The organism is Priestia sp. 10L35, from assembly GCF_056395685.1.
In genome coordinates this window covers 624,280-640,669 of record NZ_JBFTKA010000001.1, presented here as the reverse complement: position 1 = coordinate 640,669, position 16,390 = coordinate 624,280, and the positions used below count along the sequence as shown (strand labels likewise).

General features: G+C 41.4%; 14 protein-coding genes. 1 reads left to right on the top strand and 13 read right to left on the bottom strand.

Translation table 11 applies throughout. From position 1 onward, the window contains the following. Positions 1-106: 106 nt before the first annotated feature. The 5 genes from rpoZ to AC1DEF_RS03285 all read right to left on the bottom strand — a co-directional run bounded on the left by rpoZ (position 107) and on the right by AC1DEF_RS03285 (position 4,973). Positions 107-328, bottom strand: a complete 222-nt coding sequence (gene rpoZ / locus AC1DEF_RS03305) for a DNA-directed RNA polymerase subunit omega (RefSeq protein ID WP_013058926.1) — start codon at positions 326-328, stop codon at positions 107-109. A 2-nt stretch (positions 329-330) separates the two neighbouring features. Continuing rightward, positions 331-945 carry a guanylate kinase gene (gene gmk, locus AC1DEF_RS03300; protein WP_013058927.1) on the bottom strand — a complete coding sequence of 205 codons (615 nt, stop codon included), beginning with the start codon at positions 943-945 and terminating at the stop codon, positions 331-333. 13 nt (positions 946-958) lie between these two features. Continuing rightward, complete coding sequence (locus AC1DEF_RS03295) at positions 959-1,219, bottom strand: DUF370 domain-containing protein (protein ID WP_013084831.1); 261 nt, start codon at positions 1,217-1,219, stop codon at positions 959-961. Between the two features lie 46 nt (positions 1,220-1,265). Beyond that, positions 1,266-2,141, bottom strand: coding sequence for a YicC/YloC family endoribonuclease (locus AC1DEF_RS03290; protein ID WP_016765431.1), 876 nt, complete (start codon positions 2,139-2,141; stop codon positions 1,266-1,268). Positions 2,142-2,294: 153 nt separating this feature from the next. Then, positions 2,295-4,973 carry a calcium-translocating P-type ATPase, SERCA-type gene (locus tag AC1DEF_RS03285; protein ID WP_097824521.1) on the bottom strand — a complete coding sequence of 893 codons (2,679 nt, stop codon included), beginning with the start codon at positions 4,971-4,973 and terminating at the stop codon, positions 2,295-2,297. Between the two features lie 141 nt (positions 4,974-5,114). Here AC1DEF_RS03285 and AC1DEF_RS03280 point away from each other — a divergent pair, with 141 nt between their 5' ends. Beyond that, positions 5,115-6,827, top strand: coding sequence for an Rqc2 family fibronectin-binding protein (locus tag AC1DEF_RS03280; RefSeq protein ID WP_043976438.1), 1,713 nt, complete (start codon positions 5,115-5,117; stop codon positions 6,825-6,827). Positions 6,828-6,876: 49 nt separating this feature from the next. Here the strand turns inward: AC1DEF_RS03280 and pyrE are convergent, their stop codons facing one another. Genes pyrE through AC1DEF_RS03240 form a run of 8 tightly spaced genes read right to left on the bottom strand, consistent with a single transcriptional unit; the run spans position 6,877 to position 16,386 of the window. Then, positions 6,877-7,515, bottom strand: a complete 639-nt coding sequence (gene pyrE, locus AC1DEF_RS03275; RefSeq protein ID WP_013058931.1) for an orotate phosphoribosyltransferase — start codon at positions 7,513-7,515, stop codon at positions 6,877-6,879. Beyond that, entirely contained in the window at positions 7,512-8,234 is a 723-nt protein-coding gene (gene pyrF, locus AC1DEF_RS03270) for an orotidine-5'-phosphate decarboxylase (RefSeq protein ID WP_013058932.1), read from the bottom strand. The genes pyrE and pyrF overlap by 4 nt, the downstream gene beginning before the upstream one ends. Continuing rightward, on the bottom strand, positions 8,206-9,147 hold the full coding sequence (locus tag AC1DEF_RS03265; RefSeq protein WP_016765435.1) for a dihydroorotate dehydrogenase: 942 nt from the start codon (positions 9,145-9,147) through the stop codon (positions 8,206-8,208). The genes pyrF and AC1DEF_RS03265 overlap by 29 nt, the downstream gene beginning before the upstream one ends. After that, positions 9,144-9,917, bottom strand: coding sequence for a dihydroorotate dehydrogenase electron transfer subunit (locus tag AC1DEF_RS03260; RefSeq protein WP_013084838.1), 774 nt, complete (start codon positions 9,915-9,917; stop codon positions 9,144-9,146). Before AC1DEF_RS03260 ends, AC1DEF_RS03265 begins: the two co-directional genes overlap by 4 nt. Beyond that, entirely contained in the window at positions 9,914-13,126 is a 3,213-nt protein-coding gene (gene carB / locus AC1DEF_RS03255) for a carbamoyl-phosphate synthase large subunit (RefSeq protein WP_097824522.1), read from the bottom strand. The genes AC1DEF_RS03260 and carB overlap by 4 nt, the downstream gene beginning before the upstream one ends. After that, positions 13,126-14,211: a carbamoyl phosphate synthase small subunit gene (locus AC1DEF_RS03250; protein ID WP_043976434.1), complete on the bottom strand. Its 1,086-nt coding sequence runs from the start codon at positions 14,209-14,211 to the stop codon at positions 13,126-13,128. Before AC1DEF_RS03250 ends, carB begins: the two co-directional genes overlap by 1 nt. Further along, positions 14,196-15,485 (bottom strand): dihydroorotase, encoded by a 1,290-nt coding sequence (locus AC1DEF_RS03245; RefSeq protein ID WP_097824523.1) that lies wholly within the window; start codon positions 15,483-15,485, stop codon positions 14,196-14,198. Before AC1DEF_RS03245 ends, AC1DEF_RS03250 begins: the two co-directional genes overlap by 16 nt. Then, positions 15,448-16,386, bottom strand: coding sequence for an aspartate carbamoyltransferase catalytic subunit (locus AC1DEF_RS03240; protein ID WP_013058938.1), 939 nt, complete (start codon positions 16,384-16,386; stop codon positions 15,448-15,450). The genes AC1DEF_RS03245 and AC1DEF_RS03240 overlap by 38 nt, the downstream gene beginning before the upstream one ends. Between the last annotated feature and the right edge of the window lie 4 nt (positions 16,387-16,390).

Sequence of the window (16,390 nt, the reverse complement as noted above, 5' to 3'; positions counted from 1 at the left end):
TCAATTATTATACCATTTTTGTAGTGAGACATTCACTATCCTGCTTGAACACAGATAAAAGCATCAAAAAAATAACAACCTATAAAGTAGGTTGTTATTTTTTCACTTACTGATGTTTAGAATCTTCTTCTGCTACACCTTGCTTATAGCTTAATTGTTCAGCATTAATTTCTTCTAAAGCACAGCCTACAAACTTATAAGAAACCGGCTTTTCAATCGGCGTATCATTGTGAAGCTGTAATTGACGTGCACGTTTTGCAGCTACTGTCACAAGCGTGTACTTAGAATCTAATTTTTCCATTAGGGAATCAATTGATGGATAAAGCATGTTTATTCTACCTCCAGCATTCTTTTATAGCGCGCAGAAATACGATCACGACGGCAGTGTTCAGCCGTTACGATAGCACGGATGCGAGCACAAGCATTTTCTACTTTGTCATTTTCTACAACATAATCGTAGGCGTCCATAAGTTCAATTTCTTCTTTTGCCACGCGCATACGGTTATTGATTAAATCTTCTGTTTCAGTACCGCGGTTTACGATACGACTTTTAAGCTCTGATAAACTCGGCGGTGCCAAGAAGATGAACAAACCTTCTGGAAATGCTTCTTTCACTTGAAGAGCACCTTGCACTTCAATTTCTAGAAATACGTCTTTTCCTTCAGATAACGTTTGTTCTACATAATCAACCGGGGTACCGTAGTAGTTACCTACGTATTCAGCCCACTCTAATAATTTCTTGTTTTCAATCATGCGCTCAAACTCTTCGCGTGGTTTGAAGAAATAGTCAACGCCGTCTACTTCACCTTCGCGGGGCTTTCTTGTTGTTGCAGAGATAGAATACTGCAATTTAATGTCTTCTTGCTCAAACAATGCTTTTCGTACCGTTCCTTTTCCAACACCTGATGGTCCGGAAAGAACAATTAATAAACCTCTTTCAATCATCGGTTCAAGTGACCTACCCTTCTAATAATTCTTCTTTGTTTATAAGTCGCTGTGACACAGTTTCTGGCTGTACAGGAGCTAAAATAACATGATCGCTATCCATAACAATAACAGATCGTGTTTTACGTCCTTGCGTTGCATCTATTAAAGAGCCTCGATCTTTTGCATCTTGAATAATGCGTTTGATTGGAGCTGATTCAGGATGAACGACAGAGATTATACGATTAGAAGAAATAAAATTTCCAAATCCAACGTTCACTAATTTACCGCTCATAAGAAGCCTCCTGCTATACCAATATAATCTTTATCTTACACGAAGGCTATTCAATATTTTGAACCTGCTCTTTTATGCGTTCTAATTGTGCTTTCATACTAATAACATACTGAGCAATAGTACCATTGTTTGCCTTCGCACCGATTGTATTCATTTCACGATTCAGCTCTTGAACAAGAAAATCCAGCTTGCGTCCTACTGAATCAGGTGTATTTAATGCTTGAATAAATTGTGAAACATGACTTTGAATTCGCGTAAGTTCTTCGCTAATATCTGCTTTTTCAGCAAAAATAGCTACTTCAGTCAGCACTCGCTGCTCATCGAAAGTACCTTCTAAATAGTCGCTCAGCTTTCTTTTAATACGCTCGCGATATTGTTCAGCAACTTCAGGAGCAAGCTGTGTAATTTTTTCGCGAATGTCTTGAATGTCCTGTAAGTACCCCATTAAATCGTGATACAGCTCTGATCCCTCTCGTTTCCGCATATCCACTAACTGATGCACAGCAGCTTCAACGGCTTCAAAGATTGCACCATGAATACTCGTCTGATCAGCTTCTTCTTCATAAGTTGTCATCACTTCAGGCATGTGTAAAATGTCTTGAATTTGAACAGATTGTGACAGCCCATGCTTTTCTTTTACTTGCTGCAACGCATGCATGTATTCATCAAGCAGCTGCCAATCCGTCTGCAGTTTCTTTTTTGCCATTTCTTCACCTGAAATAGTAACAAATACTTCTACTCTACCACGTTTTATGTATGTTTGAACGATTTTTTTTATTTTATCTTCAATTTCAATTAATTGTCTTGGCATACGAATAACAATTTCACAAAAACGATGATTAACAGACTTCATTTCGACTGTTACTGATCGATTTTCCACTTCCGCTTTTCCGCGGCCAAAACCAGTCATACTTTTTATCATTATCATCACATCCACTATGTACATCTTACATAAAAAGTATCATAAAAGAAAGTGTTAGCAAAAAAAAGAAATCTCTCTTCTTTATTCAACCTGTAAAGGCTGCCTTCATGAGTTTTCTCATTTAGGACAGCCTGTATTAAAGTATAGCACAATTTATGAAGGTTTTCTTGTTAAAAGTGAACCGGCAAGTAAAAAAGTTGGAAGACTTGCAAGTCCTAAAATAACGAGCCATTCCCGCGGTGCAATGGCCATTGTATGGAAAATAGGCTGCAGGGGCGGATAGTAGATAGCCACCAGCATAAGGATAATAGATGAAATAACGGCTCCTACAAGATATAAGTTCTGAAATGGATTGCGATCAAAGATTGATTTTTCACTTCGGCAGTCAAATACGTGAATAAGCTGTGCCATAACAAGCGTGGCAAATGCAATCGTCTGAGCATACTGCAGACGATCTGGGTCATTGTCGTAGACAATCATGAATGCAGCAAGTGTAGCAGCTCCAATTAAAAATCCGCGGCTGACTACTTTCCACCCTAATCCTCTTGCAAAAATACCTTCGCGCGGATGCCTTGGATGGCGCTTCATCACGTTGTCCTCCGGCTGGTCTAAGCCAAGAGCCATCGCAGGCAAACCGTCTGTTACTAAGTTTACCCATAGTATTTGAATTGGCACTAGCGGAAGCGGAAGTGCTAAAATCATCGCAAAGAGCATAACTAAGATTTCTCCTACATTTGATGCAAGCAAGTAACGAATAAACTTTCGAATATTTTCATAGATGTTTCGTCCTTCTTTGATCGCTGATTTAATAGTAGCAAAATTATCATCAAGCAAAACGAGTGAAGACGCTTCTTTTGCTACGTCTGTCCCGGTGATGCCCATCGCGATGCCTATATCTGCTGCTTTAATAGCCGGTGCATCATTTACGCCGTCGCCCGTCATAGCTACAATATGATCTTTTGCTTGAAGAGCTTTAACAATTTTAAGTTTATGTTCAGGCGATACCCTGGCATATACGTAAACATCATCCACTACTTCTTCTAGCTCTTCCTGCGTCATTTTGGATAAATCCGTTCCTTCCAAGACTTGACCGTTTTTCGGTAAAATGCCTAACTGTTTTGCAATCGCCTGTGCTGTAATGACGTGGTCACCTGTAATCATAACGGTTTTGATTCCTGCGTCTCGGCATTCTTTGACCGCTTGCTTGACTTCTGGTCTTGGCGGATCAATCATTCCTTGAAGCCCGAGGAAAGTAAGGTCTTTTTCCGCTTCGTTCTCTGTATGAACGCTCTCATGGTCTCCTAACGGCCGATAAGCAATCGCAATGGTTCGAAGCGCTTGGCTAGCTAACTGATCGATTGCTCCTTTTACTTCATTATGAACCGTTACCGACAGCGTTTGTTGTCTGCTTTCCCACAAAATATTTTTGCTGTTTACAAGCAGCACATCAGGAGCACCTTTTGTTATGACATAGCGCTTATGAGATGCGTCTTCAATGACTACACTCATCATTTTGCGCGTTGAATCAAATGGAAACTCTTCAATAATCGTAAACTGCTTTTGAATGTTTTCTTTTGTCAGCCCCGCTTTCATCGCGGCCACAAGCAAAGCCGCTTCAGTAGGATCCCCGTCGATGACATATTCTTTATCTTTTCTCGAAATGGACGTTTGATTGCAAAGCAGACCAAACACCAAAAGCTGCTGAAGCGATTTTTCACTCCGTGTATCAACTTCTCTTTCCTCTCGCGAAAATACGCCCGTAGGTTCATACCCTGTCCCTGATACCCTCCACGTCATTCCTCCTGACCAGAGGTGAGTAACCGTCATTTTATTTTGCGTTAATGTGCCCGTTTTGTCTGAGCAAATGACTGATGCGCATCCTAGTGTTTCAACAGCAGGAAGTTTGCGTACAATGGATCTTTGCTTAATCATGCGCTGTACACCAAGAGATAGCGCCACGGTTACGATGGCAGGAAGACCTTCGGGTATGGCAGCAACAGCTAAGGAAACTCCCGCTAAGAACATACTGTATAAATCATGACCTTGCAGCACACCAATCCCGACAACTAATACAGTAAGTGCAAGAGCTACAACGATTAAAATTTTACCTAATTGCTCTAACTTCCGTTGAAGAGGAGTAATCATGGCTTCAGCATTTTGAAGCAAATCAGCAATTTGTCCCATCGCTGTTTTCATTCCAGTCCCTACAACGATACCTGTTCCGCTTCCTCGCGTCACAAGCGTACCCATAAACGCCATATTGTCCTGATCTCCAAGCGGCACTTCATCTCCTGGCAAAGCTTTTATTTGCTTGGCAACAGGCAAAGACTCTCCCGTAAGCGCTGATTCTTCAATTTCTAGACTTTTGGCTTCCATAATTCGAAGGTCAGCCCCGATACGGTCTCCGCTCGAAAACTTTACAACGTCTCCTACTACCAGCTCTTTAGATGGTAACTTAACCCATTTTCCTTCACGCATAGCTGCTACTTGAGGAGCAGAAAGCTCTTTTAATGCATGAAGAGATTTCTCGGCTTTTCTTTCTTGAAAAAAACCTAGAAATCCATTAATTACTACAATGGCAATAATAGCAACCGCATCGATGTATTCGCCTAAAAGCCCTGAAATAAGCGTGGCAGCTAGTAAAACCAGTACCATAAAATCTTTAAACTGCTCTAGAAACACAAGAATGGCCGGTTTTTTCTCTCCTTCAGTCAATTCATTAAATCCTTGCTGCTGCTGACGTGCTTTTACTTCTTTGTGTGTAAGACCATGCTGTCTGTCTGTTTTTGTTACTTCTACTATTGCTTTTTCACCTAATTCATACCATTTCATTGCATCTTTTCACACCCTTTTATTTGTAAATGCACCTATTAGATTGTTACAATCTTATATCGTATGCTTATTCAGACTCGTCCTAAAAAATGCTATACTTTTCTATAGGACAATTTTCAATTACTTAAGGATGTGAGCACTATGTCATTTGATGGTATTTTTACATATGGCATTTTACAAGAATTATCTGAGACCTTGGTTTCAGGACGAATTTCAAAAATATATCAGCCGTTTCCAAACGAGTTGATTTTACAAGTACGCGCTAAAGGTGAAAACCGCAAACTTTTAATCTCAGCTCACCCTAACTATTCACGCGTTCATTTTACAAATGAGCCCTATGAAAATCCATCTGAGCCTCCTATGTTTTGTATGCTTCTTCGCAAACATTTAGAAGGCAGCATTATTGAACAAGTGTATCAGCTTGGATTGGACCGCATTTTAGTCATTGAAACAAAAGGACGAAATGAAATTGGCGACGTGACGTACAAGCAGCTTATTATTGAAATCATGGGAAGACATAGTAATGTTGTGCTTGTAGATAAAGAAAAACAAACGATTATCGACAGCATTAAACACGTTCCAATGGCCTTGAACAGGCACCGTACGCTTCTACCCGGAGCACCTTACGTACTGCCTCCTAGTCAAGATAAGCTTCATCCATTTGAAGCCGATGAAGAAACCGTGGCTAAAAAAATTGATTTTAATAGCGGAAAGTTAGCCACCCAGCTAGTGCAAACCTTCTCGGGGCTTTCTCCTTTAATTGCAAATGAAGTGGTGTTTCGCTCTGGCTTAGCAAATCGTTCTACCCTTCCAAAATCATTCGTCGAAACGATGACGCTGATCAAAGAAGGTCAGTTTACACCGACTCTGACAACCGTTAATCAAAAAGACTACTTTTATTTACTGGAATTAACGCATTTAGAGGGTACGAAAAAAACGTATGCAACCATCAGCGAGCTTCTTGACCGCTATTACTACGGGAAAGCAGAGCGAGATCGTGTAAAGCAGCAAGCGCATGATTTAGTACAGTTTATTTCTACCGAGAAAAAGAAAAATGAGAAAAAAATAAAAAAACTTGAGCAAACGCTGCAAAATGCAGAAAAAGCATCTGATTACCAGCTAGCCGGTGAACTCCTTACCGCAAATTTACACCTTGTCAAAAAAGGAGATGCGAAAGTGGATGTTATTAATTATTATGATGAAAATAGCGGTACACTTACGATTTCATTAGATCCGCAAAAATCACCGTCTCAAAATGCTCAAAGCTATTTCACAAAGTATCAAAAAGCGAAAAATTCCGTTTCGATTGTAATCGAACAAATTGAAAAAGCAAACGAAGAAGTACAGTATTTTGAATCACTTATTCAGCAAATGGATACTGCTACTCACAAAGACATTGCAGAGATTCGTGAAGAGCTTGTGGAAGAAGGATATTTGCGCAACCGTCAGCAAAAACAAGCGAAAAAACAAAAAAACACTACGCCTACACTTGAACAATACGTTTCAAGCGACGGCACGACGATTTTAGTTGGAAAAAACAATAAGCAAAATGAGTATTTAACAAATCGCCTTGCTGCTCGTGATGACGTTTGGTTTCATACGAAAGATATACCGGGTTCTCACGTTGTTATCCGCAGCCAAGAGCCTTCAGAAGAAACAATTTTAGAAGCGGCTCATCTTGCTGCTTACTTTAGTAAAGCTAAAAATTCAAGTTCGGTACCCGTGGACTATACAAAAATTCGCCACGTAAAAAAACCAAGCGGTGCCAAGCCTGGTTTTGTGACGTACGATAACCAGCAAACGGTGTACGTAACGCCTAGCGAAGAACTTGTACTGAAGCTGCGTCAGTCATAATAAAAACCCCCTTTCTATATAGAAAGGGGGTTTTTATTATAGACCTAGTTTAGTTCATCCATGAAGGGTCTGAAGGGTTTTCACGCCATTTAAATAGCTTGTCCATCGCTTCTTCTTCAATGTATCCCGCTTCGTTTGCCGCTTCTACTAGCGTAGAGTAGTCTGTTAGCGAATAAACCTGAAGTTCTTTTTCTTTAAACAGCTGACGCGCTTTTTCCAGCTCATATGTAAAGATAGACACAACTCCAAGCACTTCACACCCCTGCGCTTTTAATGCATCGACTGCGGTAAACACACTTCCTCCAGTTGAAATCAAATCTTCAATCACAACTACTTTTTGACCTTTTGTTACTTTTCCTTCGATTTGATTTCCTTGGCCATGTTCTTTTGCTTTGCTTCGCACATAGCACATTGGAAGCTCTAGCGCTTCACTTACCCATGCTGCATGAGGGATACCAGCTGTAGCGGTACCGGCAATCACTTCTGCATTGGCAAAATACGTTTTAATTAAATGCTGCAGACCTTTTGCAATTTCTTTTCGCACTTTCGGGTAGCTAAGCGTTAGACGGTTGTCACAATAAATAGGTGACTTAATTCCAGAGGCCCACGTAAACGGCTCGTTTGGTTGAAGGCTTACTGCCTCAATATCAATTAATTGTTTTGCAATTTCTTTTCGTAGTTTTGTCATCGCGTAATACGCTCCCCTTTCCACTGCTGTAACATCTCATAATATGCTTTAAGCGGGTCTTTTGCTTTAGTAATAGAACGTCCAACGACAATGGCACTTGAGCCATATTCTCTCGCTAGCTGAGGTGTTGCCACACGGACTTGGTCATCTACTGAATCTGTGCCCATACGAATACCCGGCGTTACGGTCAAAAAGTCCTCTCCTGCTGCTTTTCGAATCGAAGGGACTTCATGAGTAGAACATACAACGCCGTCAAGTCCGCTTTTTTTAGCAAGCGCTGCATAATGCGTAACCACTTCTTGCATCGAATGTGTAATGAGCTGCTGCTCTTTTAGCATTTCATCAGATGTACTCGTTAGCTGAGTAACCGCAATACAATCCGGGCGCTTTTTGCCGGCAGCGGTTCCTAAGTCAAGTCCTTCAACGGCTGCTTGCATCATGTTCATTCCGCCCGCTGCGTGAACGTTAACCAAATCCACTTCAAGAGAAGCTAAAGACTTCATCCCTTGCTTTACTGTATTGGGAATATCATGAAGCTTTAAGTCTAAAAAGATTTGGTGGTTTTGCTCTTTTAATGCAGAAATAATGGATAACCCTTCTTTATAAAACAGTTCCATGCCTACTTTCACAAACAATGACTCTTGTTGAAAAGGCATTAAAAACTGCTGTACATCGTTAATTGATGAAAAATCAAGAGCAATGATTAACGGTTGCTTCACGCTTTTTCCAGCTCCTTCCAATACATTCTGAAACATGCTCGTATCCTAATGATGTTAATAGCCTTGGCAGTTCGTCAATGATGGTTGGACATACATACGGGTCAACAAAGTTTGCTGTACCAACCGCCACTGCACTTGCACCTGCATATAGGAACTCGAGTGCATCTTCAGCAGTTGTCACTCCGCCCATACCGATAATTGGAATGTTCACTTTTTGACTCACTTCATATACCATTCGAATCGCTACCGGTTTAATAGATGGGCCTGACAGTCCGCCTGTGCCGTTCGCTAAAACCGGCTGAGCTGTTTTCAAATCCAGACGCATCCCGAGAAGCGTATTGATCATCGTTAAGCCATCCGCACCGGCTTCTTCAACAGCCATTGCCATGTCTACAATATTGGATACGTTTGGTGATAGTTTAACATAAACTGGAACATTTGAAACATCTTTTACTGCTTTCGTTAAACGAGCAGCAATGACAGGATCTACGCCAAACGCAATTCCGCCTTCTTTTACGTTAGGACATGAAATATTCAATTCAAGTGCTTTTACATTTGATACGGTTGAAATTTCTTTTGCCACGTGCACATATTCTTCAATTGAAGCACCGGCTACGTTCGCGATAATCGGCACGTCATATTGCTGAAGCCAAACGAGCTCTTCGTTCATTACTTTTTCTAACCCAGGATTTTGTAATCCAATCGCATTTAACATTCCTGCAGATGTTTCCGCTACGCGAGGAGTTGGATTGCCAAAACGAGTGTCCGCAGTCGTCGCTTTAATCATAATGGCTCCAAGTGCATCAAGTGAATAAAATTGAGCATACTCACGCCCAAATCCAAAACAGCCGGATGCGGGCATAATTGGATTTTTCAAATCTAATCCTGGCAATGTCGTTTTTAGCATACTCATAGAAGCACCTCCCCTGCTTGAAAGACGGGACCGTCGCTGCAGATTTTTTTATACGCCGTAGAATCTTCACTTTCTCTGCATACACATGCAAAACAAGCACCGATTCCACAACCCATTCTTTCTTCTAAAGAAATGTAAAGCGGCTTGTTTGTATAATTATTTTCTAGTGCTTTTAACATCGGAGTTGGACCGCATGAAAACATAACGTCATATGAAAACTGCTGCTCGTCAATCACCGTTGTGACAAAACCTTTTGTTCCGTAAGAGCCGTCTACCGTTGCAATATATGTTTCTCCTAAAGCTAAAAACTCTCGCTCGTAAAATACGTCTGCTTTTGATTGAAAGCCTAAGACGTGAATAACCTGCACGCCTTTTTCACGAAGTCTTTTTGAAAGCTCATAGAGCGGAGGCACTCCAATGCCTCCCCCTACTAATAAAGCCGTTTGACCTGACTCTATCGCTTCCAATGGAAAACCGTGGCCAAGCGGACCTAACACGTCGATCGACTGTCCGGCTTGTTTTTCGGCAAGCAGCGATGTTCCCGCCCCTTCTGCACGGTAAATCATCGTAAATTGTTCGTGCGTTTGGTCAATTTCTGCAATACTGATTGGTCTGCGAAGCAGCGGCAAGTAGTCGTTGTTGACGCGGATATGCACAAACTGCCCCGGCTCATTCATGAAACGAACAAGCTCGCCTTGAAGGGTTAATTCATATACATTGTGTGTTAACGGTCGCTGACTGACGACTTGCATCATTTCATGTTTGATCATACGGTTGTCACCTCTTTAGTTGGACGAACTTTTTTCATTGGTGTTGTATGGAAGCTGATCGTTTCAAGCACTCGTAAAATCGCTTCTGCTGTATCAAGTGATGTTAAGCAAGGTACACCATTTTCAACTGCTTCACGGCGAATTTTAAATCCGTCACGCGCAGGCTGTTTTCCTTTTGTTAGCGTGTTGATGACAAGCTGCGCTTCACCTTTTCGTATCACATCTAAAAGATTGTGATCTTCATGATGAATTTTATTTACTACTTTTACGCGAATGTCTTCTTTTGTAAACGTTGAAGCTGTTCCTTCCGTTGCAATCACCTGGTAGCCGATGTTAGCAAAACGCTTCGCAAGCGCTGTTGCCTCTTCTTTGTCTTTATCCGCTACTGTCATAAGTACTGAACCGTACGGCTTAATGGACATACCTGACGCAATTAGTCCTTTATATAATGCTTTTTCGTACGTTGAATCTTGCCCCATTACTTCTCCAGTAGATTTCATTTCAGGTCCAAGCGTAATATCTACGCGACGCAGCTTTGCAAATGAGAAGACCGGCACTTTTACGTAGACGCCTTCTTCTTCAGGGTGCATGCCTGATTCATAACCAAGCTCTCGCAAACTTGTTCCTAAAATAACTTTTGTTGCGACATTCGCCATCGGAATACGCGTAATTTTACTTAAGAACGGCACCGTACGGCTTGAACGAGGATTTACTTCAAGAACAAACACTTCTCCTTTTGATAAGACGAACTGAATGTTGAGCAGTCCAATAATGTTTAAGCCTTTTGCAATACGTGTTGTGTAATCAATGATTGTATCTTTTACATCCTGTGACAGAGTTTGCGGTGGATATACAGCAATGGAGTCACCTGAGTGTACACCGGCGCGCTCTACATGTTCCATAATCCCTGGAATAACCACTGTTTCACCGTCTGAAATGGCATCGACTTCAATTTCTTTTCCAGTTAAGTAGCGGTCGATTAACACAGGGTGATCAGCGTGTACTTTTACCGCGTGTTTCATATAGTGAAGCAGTTCTTCTTCTTTATATACAATTTCCATTGCGCGTCCGCCTAGTACATATGAAGGTCGTACAAGCACCGGATAACCAATTTCTTTTGCCACAACCACTGCTTCTTCTACGGATGTAACCGTCTTTCCAAGCGGCTGAGGTACTTCTAAACGTGCTAGCGTCGCTTCGAATTTTTTACGATCTTCCGCTGCGTCTAAGCTTTCAAGCGACGTTCCTAAAATCTTGACCCCTCTTGCTTCTAGCTCGTCTGCTAAGTTGATTGCTGTTTGACCACCGAACTGTACAACCACACCTTCTGGTTTTTCTAAATCGATGATATGCATCACATCTTCAATCGTCAGCGGCTCGAAGTATAATTTATCTGAAATACTGAAGTCAGTTGATACTGTTTCTGGATTGTTATTGACAATAATCGCCTCGTATCCAGCTTCTTTAATCGCCCACACGGAGTGAACTGTTGCATAGTCAAACTCAATTCCTTGCCCGATGCGGATTGGTCCTGACCCTAACACTACAACGCTTTTACGATCTGTAACAATCGATTCGTTTTCATCTTCAAACGTGCCGTAGAAATATGGTGTTGTAGATTCAAATTCAGCTGCACATGTATCTACCGTTTTGTACACTGGCATCACGCCATTTTGTTTGCGGAAGTCATATACTTCACGCTCTGTTTGATTCCATAGCTTAGCAATCGTGCAGTCTGCAAATCCCATTTCTTTTGCTTCCTGTAAAACTTCTACGTTATGAATCTCTTCTTTTAACACATTTTCAAAAGCAATCACTTTTTCAAGTTTTACTAAGAAGAAGAGATCGATTTTGCTCCACTCGTGAATTTGCTGAATCGTTACGCCACGGCGAATCGCTTCTGCGATGTAGAATAATCGCTCATCACCAGCTTTGCGAATACGTTTTTCAATAATTGCATCATCAAATTCATGCGCATCTTTCAGCTCTAAGTGATGAACGTTTGACTCTAGTGAGCGTACGGCTTTTAAAATTGACTCTTCGAACGTGCGGCCAATTGCCATTACTTCACCTGTTGCTTTCATCTGTGTACCTAGTTTACGATTAGCTGATTCAAATTTATCAAACGGCCAGCGTGGAATTTTAGATACGATGTAATCTAGTGCCGGTTCGAAACATGCGTATGTCTTCCCAGTTACCGGGTTCATCATTTCATCTAATGTTAAGCCTACCGCAATTTTTGCTGCTAATTTTGCAATTGGATACCCTGTTGCTTTTGATGCTAAAGCCGATGAGCGGCTTACGCGAGGGTTTACTTCAATTACGTAATACTGGAAGCTTTCTGGATCTAGTGCTAGCTGAACGTTACATCCGCCTTCGATTTTAAGCGCTCGGATAATTGTTAGTGACGCATTTCTAAGCAGCTGATACTCACGGTCGCTTAGCGTTTGGCTTGGTGCTACAACAATTGAATCTCCCGTATGAATACCGACCGGATCAAAGTTTTCCATATTACATACTACAATCGCATTATCGTTTGCATCGCGCATTACTTCATATTCAATTTCTTTAAAGCCTGCAATGCTTTTCTCAAGTAAGCACTGTGTTACAGGACTGTGTTTTAATCCACTTGTTACAATTTCAATCAACTCTTGCTCGTTGTTACAAATTCCGCCTCCCGTACCGCCAAGCGTATAAGCAGGACGCACGATTACCGGATAGTTTACTTGTTCAACAAACGCATACGCTTCGTCTAGCGAATGAATGATTTCACTTGCTGGGACAGGCTGATTTAGTTCATTCATTAGTGAACGGAACTGCTCACGGTCTTCAGCTTGTTCAATCGCCGATAATTTTGTCCCCAGAATTTCTACATTAAATTCTTCTAAAATACCCGTTTCATGTAATTCTACCGCTAAGTTCAATCCCGTTTGACCGCCAAGCGTTGGAAGCAGTGCATCAGGGCGTTCTTTACGAATAATTGAGCTTACAAATTCAACCGTTAGAGGTTCAATATATACTTTATCTGCCATTTCTGAGTCTGTCATGATTGTTGCAGGATTGGAATTCACAAGAATAACTTTGTATCCTTCTTCTTTTAGGGCAATACACGCTTGCGCTCCTGCATAGTCAAACTCTGCCGCCTGTCCGATGACGATTGGTCCTGATCCGATTACGAGAATTGTGTTAATATCTTGACGTTTTGGCATTAGCAATTACCTACTTTCTGATTGTTTTTCATAAGATTCATAAATTCGTTGAACAATCCGTTTGCATCTTCAGGTCCCGGTGATGCTTCAGGGTGATATTGAACCGTGAATGCCGGATATTCTTTATGCTTTACTCCTTCAACTGTTCCATCGTTAAGCGCAACGTGCGTCACTTCTAATGGCGTGTTGACAAGAGATGGCTCACATACTGTATAGCCGTGGTTTTGAGATGTAAGAGCTACTTTATTGGTTTTTAGATCCTTTACAGGATGGTTGGATCCACGATGACCAAATTTCATTTTTTCTGTATCTGCTCCGCATGCTAGCGCAAACAGCTGATGTCCTAAACAAATTCCGAAAAGAGGAACCTTTCCTAAAACCCCTTGAATCATCTCGATTGCTTCAGGTACGTCTTTTGGGTCTCCAGGTCCGTTGCTCAACATGATGCCATCTGGATTTAATTGAAGAATTTCTTGCGCAGTTACGTTATAAGGAACCACAATCACGTCGCATTGACGAGCTGTTAATTCACGTAAAATTCCGTGTTTCATTCCAAAGTCAACGAGTACCACTTTTTTACCTCTGCCTGGGCTTGGATAAGGCTTCACTGTTGATACTTTTTTAACTGAATCAGTCGGAAGTTCATGATTTTGAAGCTGTGCTACCACTTCTTCTACATTGACTTCCATGTTGCACACGCGTCCGCGAAGCGCACCGTGCTGACGAATTTTTCTCGTTAATTTTCTCGTGTCGATTCCAGCTAATCCTGGAATATCTTTTTGTTTTAAAAATTCATCTACTGATAGTTCGCTTCTGAAGTTTGAAGGAGCATCACAAATTTCTTTTACAATCAAACCGTGTACAGCTGGTTCAATCGACTCAAAGTCATCGCGGTTAATACCGTAGTTTCCGATTAAAGGATATGTTAATGTCACAATTTGTGCACAGTATGATGGATCAGATAGAATTTCTTGATATCCTGTCATTCCCGTGTTGAAAACAACTTCTCCTGTCATTTCTTTGTCGCTGCCGAATCCTTTTCCGATAAATACTGTTCCATCTTCTAAAATTAGTTGACGTTGCATGCTTTAACATCCTCCCATACTCGTTTACCTTCTACTAATGTCATTACCGGCCAACCTTTGCATACCCAGTTAGCAAACGGCGTATTTTTACCTTTTGATACAAATTCTTCTGGATTAATTGCTTTTTCCGTTTCAAGATCAATGATAGTTAAATCTGCTGTTTTCCCTACTTCGATGGTGCCATAGGGAAGGTTGAACGTGTCAGCAGGCTTGTTTGTTAAATATGATACTAGCTGCTCTAGCGTCATTACTTCTTTTAATACTAAGTTTGTATAAAGAAGCGGGAAAGCTGTTTCAAGTCCCACAATCCCAAACGGCGCAAGCTCCATGCCTTCTGCTTTTTCGTCCGCTGTGTGCGGTGCATGATCAGTGGCGATAAAATCAAGCGTTCCATCTAATAAAGCTTCAGTTAATGCCTGTTGATCATCTTTTCCTCGAAGCGGCGGATTCATTTTAAAGTTTGAATCAAGCCCAGGGATGTCTTCCTCATTTAGCAGTAAATGATGAGGCGTTACTTCTGCGGTTACGCGAATACCTGCTTTTTTTGCATCTCGAATGGCGCGAATGGATTCTTTTGTACTTACGTGACACACATGATAGTGACAGTTTGCTGCTTCAGCAAGCAGTACATCTCGTGCAATTTGAACGGCTTCACAGATAGAAGGAATACCGTTTAGTCCATGTTCTTTTGCAAATTTTCCGTCGTGGACGCAGCCTTTGTTGATTAAATCATTATCTTCACAGTGTGCAACGATTGCTTTATTTAATGAAGCGGCTTTCTTCATCGCTTCTAGCATCATTCCTGTTGACTGAACGCCTACTCCATCATCTGTAAAAGCAAATGCGCCCGCTTCTTTTAAGCCTTCAAAGTCCGTTAGTTCTTTTCCTAATTGGCGAGTGGTAATCGATGCGTATGGCAATACGCGAACATGTGCTGTTTCTTCAATACGCTTGTTTACCCACTCCATTTGTTCAACAGTATCGGGAACTGGACGCGTGTTTGGCATTGCAGCAATTGCTGTAAAACCGCCCTTTGCCGCTGCTAGAGTACCCGTTTCAATCGTTTCTTTCTTTTCTCCCCCTGGCTCGCGCAAGTGAACGTGGACATCGATTAAACCCGGTGATAAGAAGTTCCCGCCTGCATCAATGACTTCTTCATTCTCCACGTCGATGTGTGAAGCTATTTCAGCAATTACACCATTTTCAATTTTCAGTTCGACTTGTTCAATTTTTCCTTCATTTAACCATGTAGCATTTTTGATAATTGTTGTCATTATTAAGTCCCCTTTCAATTGGTTGTAGCGCTCTTGCTAATACTGCCATGCGAATGTACACGCCATTTTGCATTTGTTTAAAAATTCTTGATCGTTCACATTCAACGAGCTCATCTGCAATTTCGACTCCTCTGTTTACAGGAGCTGGATGAAGGATAATGCTATGTGATTTCATTTTCCGCTCTCGTTCAACGGTTAATCCGAAGCGGCTGTGGTAGTTCTGTGCAAGCTCTGAAGTGTTCTCTTCATGCCTTTCAAATTGAATACGCAGCAGCATCACAACATCGACCGTTTCGATTGCTTCATCGATATCAAGATATGTACCGTGTCTGTTCTCTTCATCTTTCCATTCTTCAGGTCCCGCAAAATATACGGTCGCCCCTAGTTTTGTCAGCATTTCAGCATTCGATCTCGCTACGCGGCTATGTCGCAAATCTCCGACTATTGCAACTTTTAATCCTTTAAACGAGCCGAACTCTTGGCGAATCGTCAGTAGATCAAGCAGACACTGAGTTGGATGCTGACCGCATCCGTCTCCTGCATTAATGATGGGAATCGATACTTTTTCCTGCAGTGCTTCATAATAACGATCTTGCGGGTGGCGAATAACAACTGATTGAACGCCGATTGAAGCTAATGTTTCAATCGTGTCATAAAGCGTTTCTCCTTTTTGGACGCTTGAAGTTGTTACTTCAAACGGAATTGTTGTTAATCCTAGCTGCTGTTCTGCCATTTCAAAGCTGCATCGAGTACGCGTGCTCGCTTCAAAAAATAAGTTGGCAACAAACATTTTCTCTTCCGGTTTCCATCCTTGTTTATTCGTTCGATAGTTTTCAGCGCTGTCTAAAATCTCTAGAATTTCATTTGTTTCTAGTGTTGAGACTGTCACTAAATGTTTCATATCG

What these genes read in the sequence shown, in the direction of transcription:
- AC1DEF_RS03280 (WP_043976438.1), top strand. Translation starts at nt 5,115, where the DNA reads ATGTCATTTGATGGTATTTTTACATATGGCATTTTACAAGAATTATCT.
- AC1DEF_RS03245 (WP_097824523.1), bottom strand. Translation starts at nt 15,485, where the DNA reads ATGACAACAATTATCAAAAATGCTACATGGTTAAATGAAGGAAAAATT.
- AC1DEF_RS03295 (WP_013084831.1), bottom strand. Translation starts at nt 1,219, where the DNA reads ATGAGCGGTAAATTAGTGAACGTTGGATTTGGAAATTTTATTTCTTCT.
- gmk (WP_013058927.1), bottom strand. Translation starts at nt 945, where the DNA reads ATGATTGAAAGAGGTTTATTAATTGTTCTTTCCGGACCATCAGGTGTT.
- AC1DEF_RS03265 (WP_016765435.1), bottom strand. Translation starts at nt 9,147, where the DNA reads ATGAGTATGCTAAAAACGACATTGCCAGGATTAGATTTGAAAAATCCA.
- AC1DEF_RS03290 (WP_016765431.1), bottom strand. Translation starts at nt 2,141, where the DNA reads ATGATAAAAAGTATGACTGGTTTTGGCCGCGGAAAAGCGGAAGTGGAA.
- AC1DEF_RS03240 (WP_013058938.1), bottom strand. Translation starts at nt 16,386, where the DNA reads ATGAAACATTTAGTGACAGTCTCAACACTAGAAACAAATGAAATTCTA.
- AC1DEF_RS03260 (WP_013084838.1), bottom strand. Translation starts at nt 9,917, where the DNA reads ATGATCAAACATGAAATGATGCAAGTCGTCAGTCAGCGACCGTTAACA.
- rpoZ (WP_013058926.1), bottom strand. Translation starts at nt 328, where the DNA reads ATGCTTTATCCATCAATTGATTCCCTAATGGAAAAATTAGATTCTAAG.
- pyrE (WP_013058931.1), bottom strand. Translation starts at nt 7,515, where the DNA reads ATGACAAAACTACGAAAAGAAATTGCAAAACAATTAATTGATATTGAG.
- carB (WP_097824522.1), bottom strand. Translation starts at nt 13,126, where the DNA reads ATGCCAAAACGTCAAGATATTAACACAATTCTCGTAATCGGATCAGGA.
- AC1DEF_RS03285 (WP_097824521.1), bottom strand. Translation starts at nt 4,973, where the DNA reads ATGAAATGGTATGAATTAGGTGAAAAAGCAATAGTAGAAGTAACAAAA.
- AC1DEF_RS03250 (WP_043976434.1), bottom strand. Translation starts at nt 14,211, where the DNA reads ATGCAACGTCAACTAATTTTAGAAGATGGAACAGTATTTATCGGAAAA.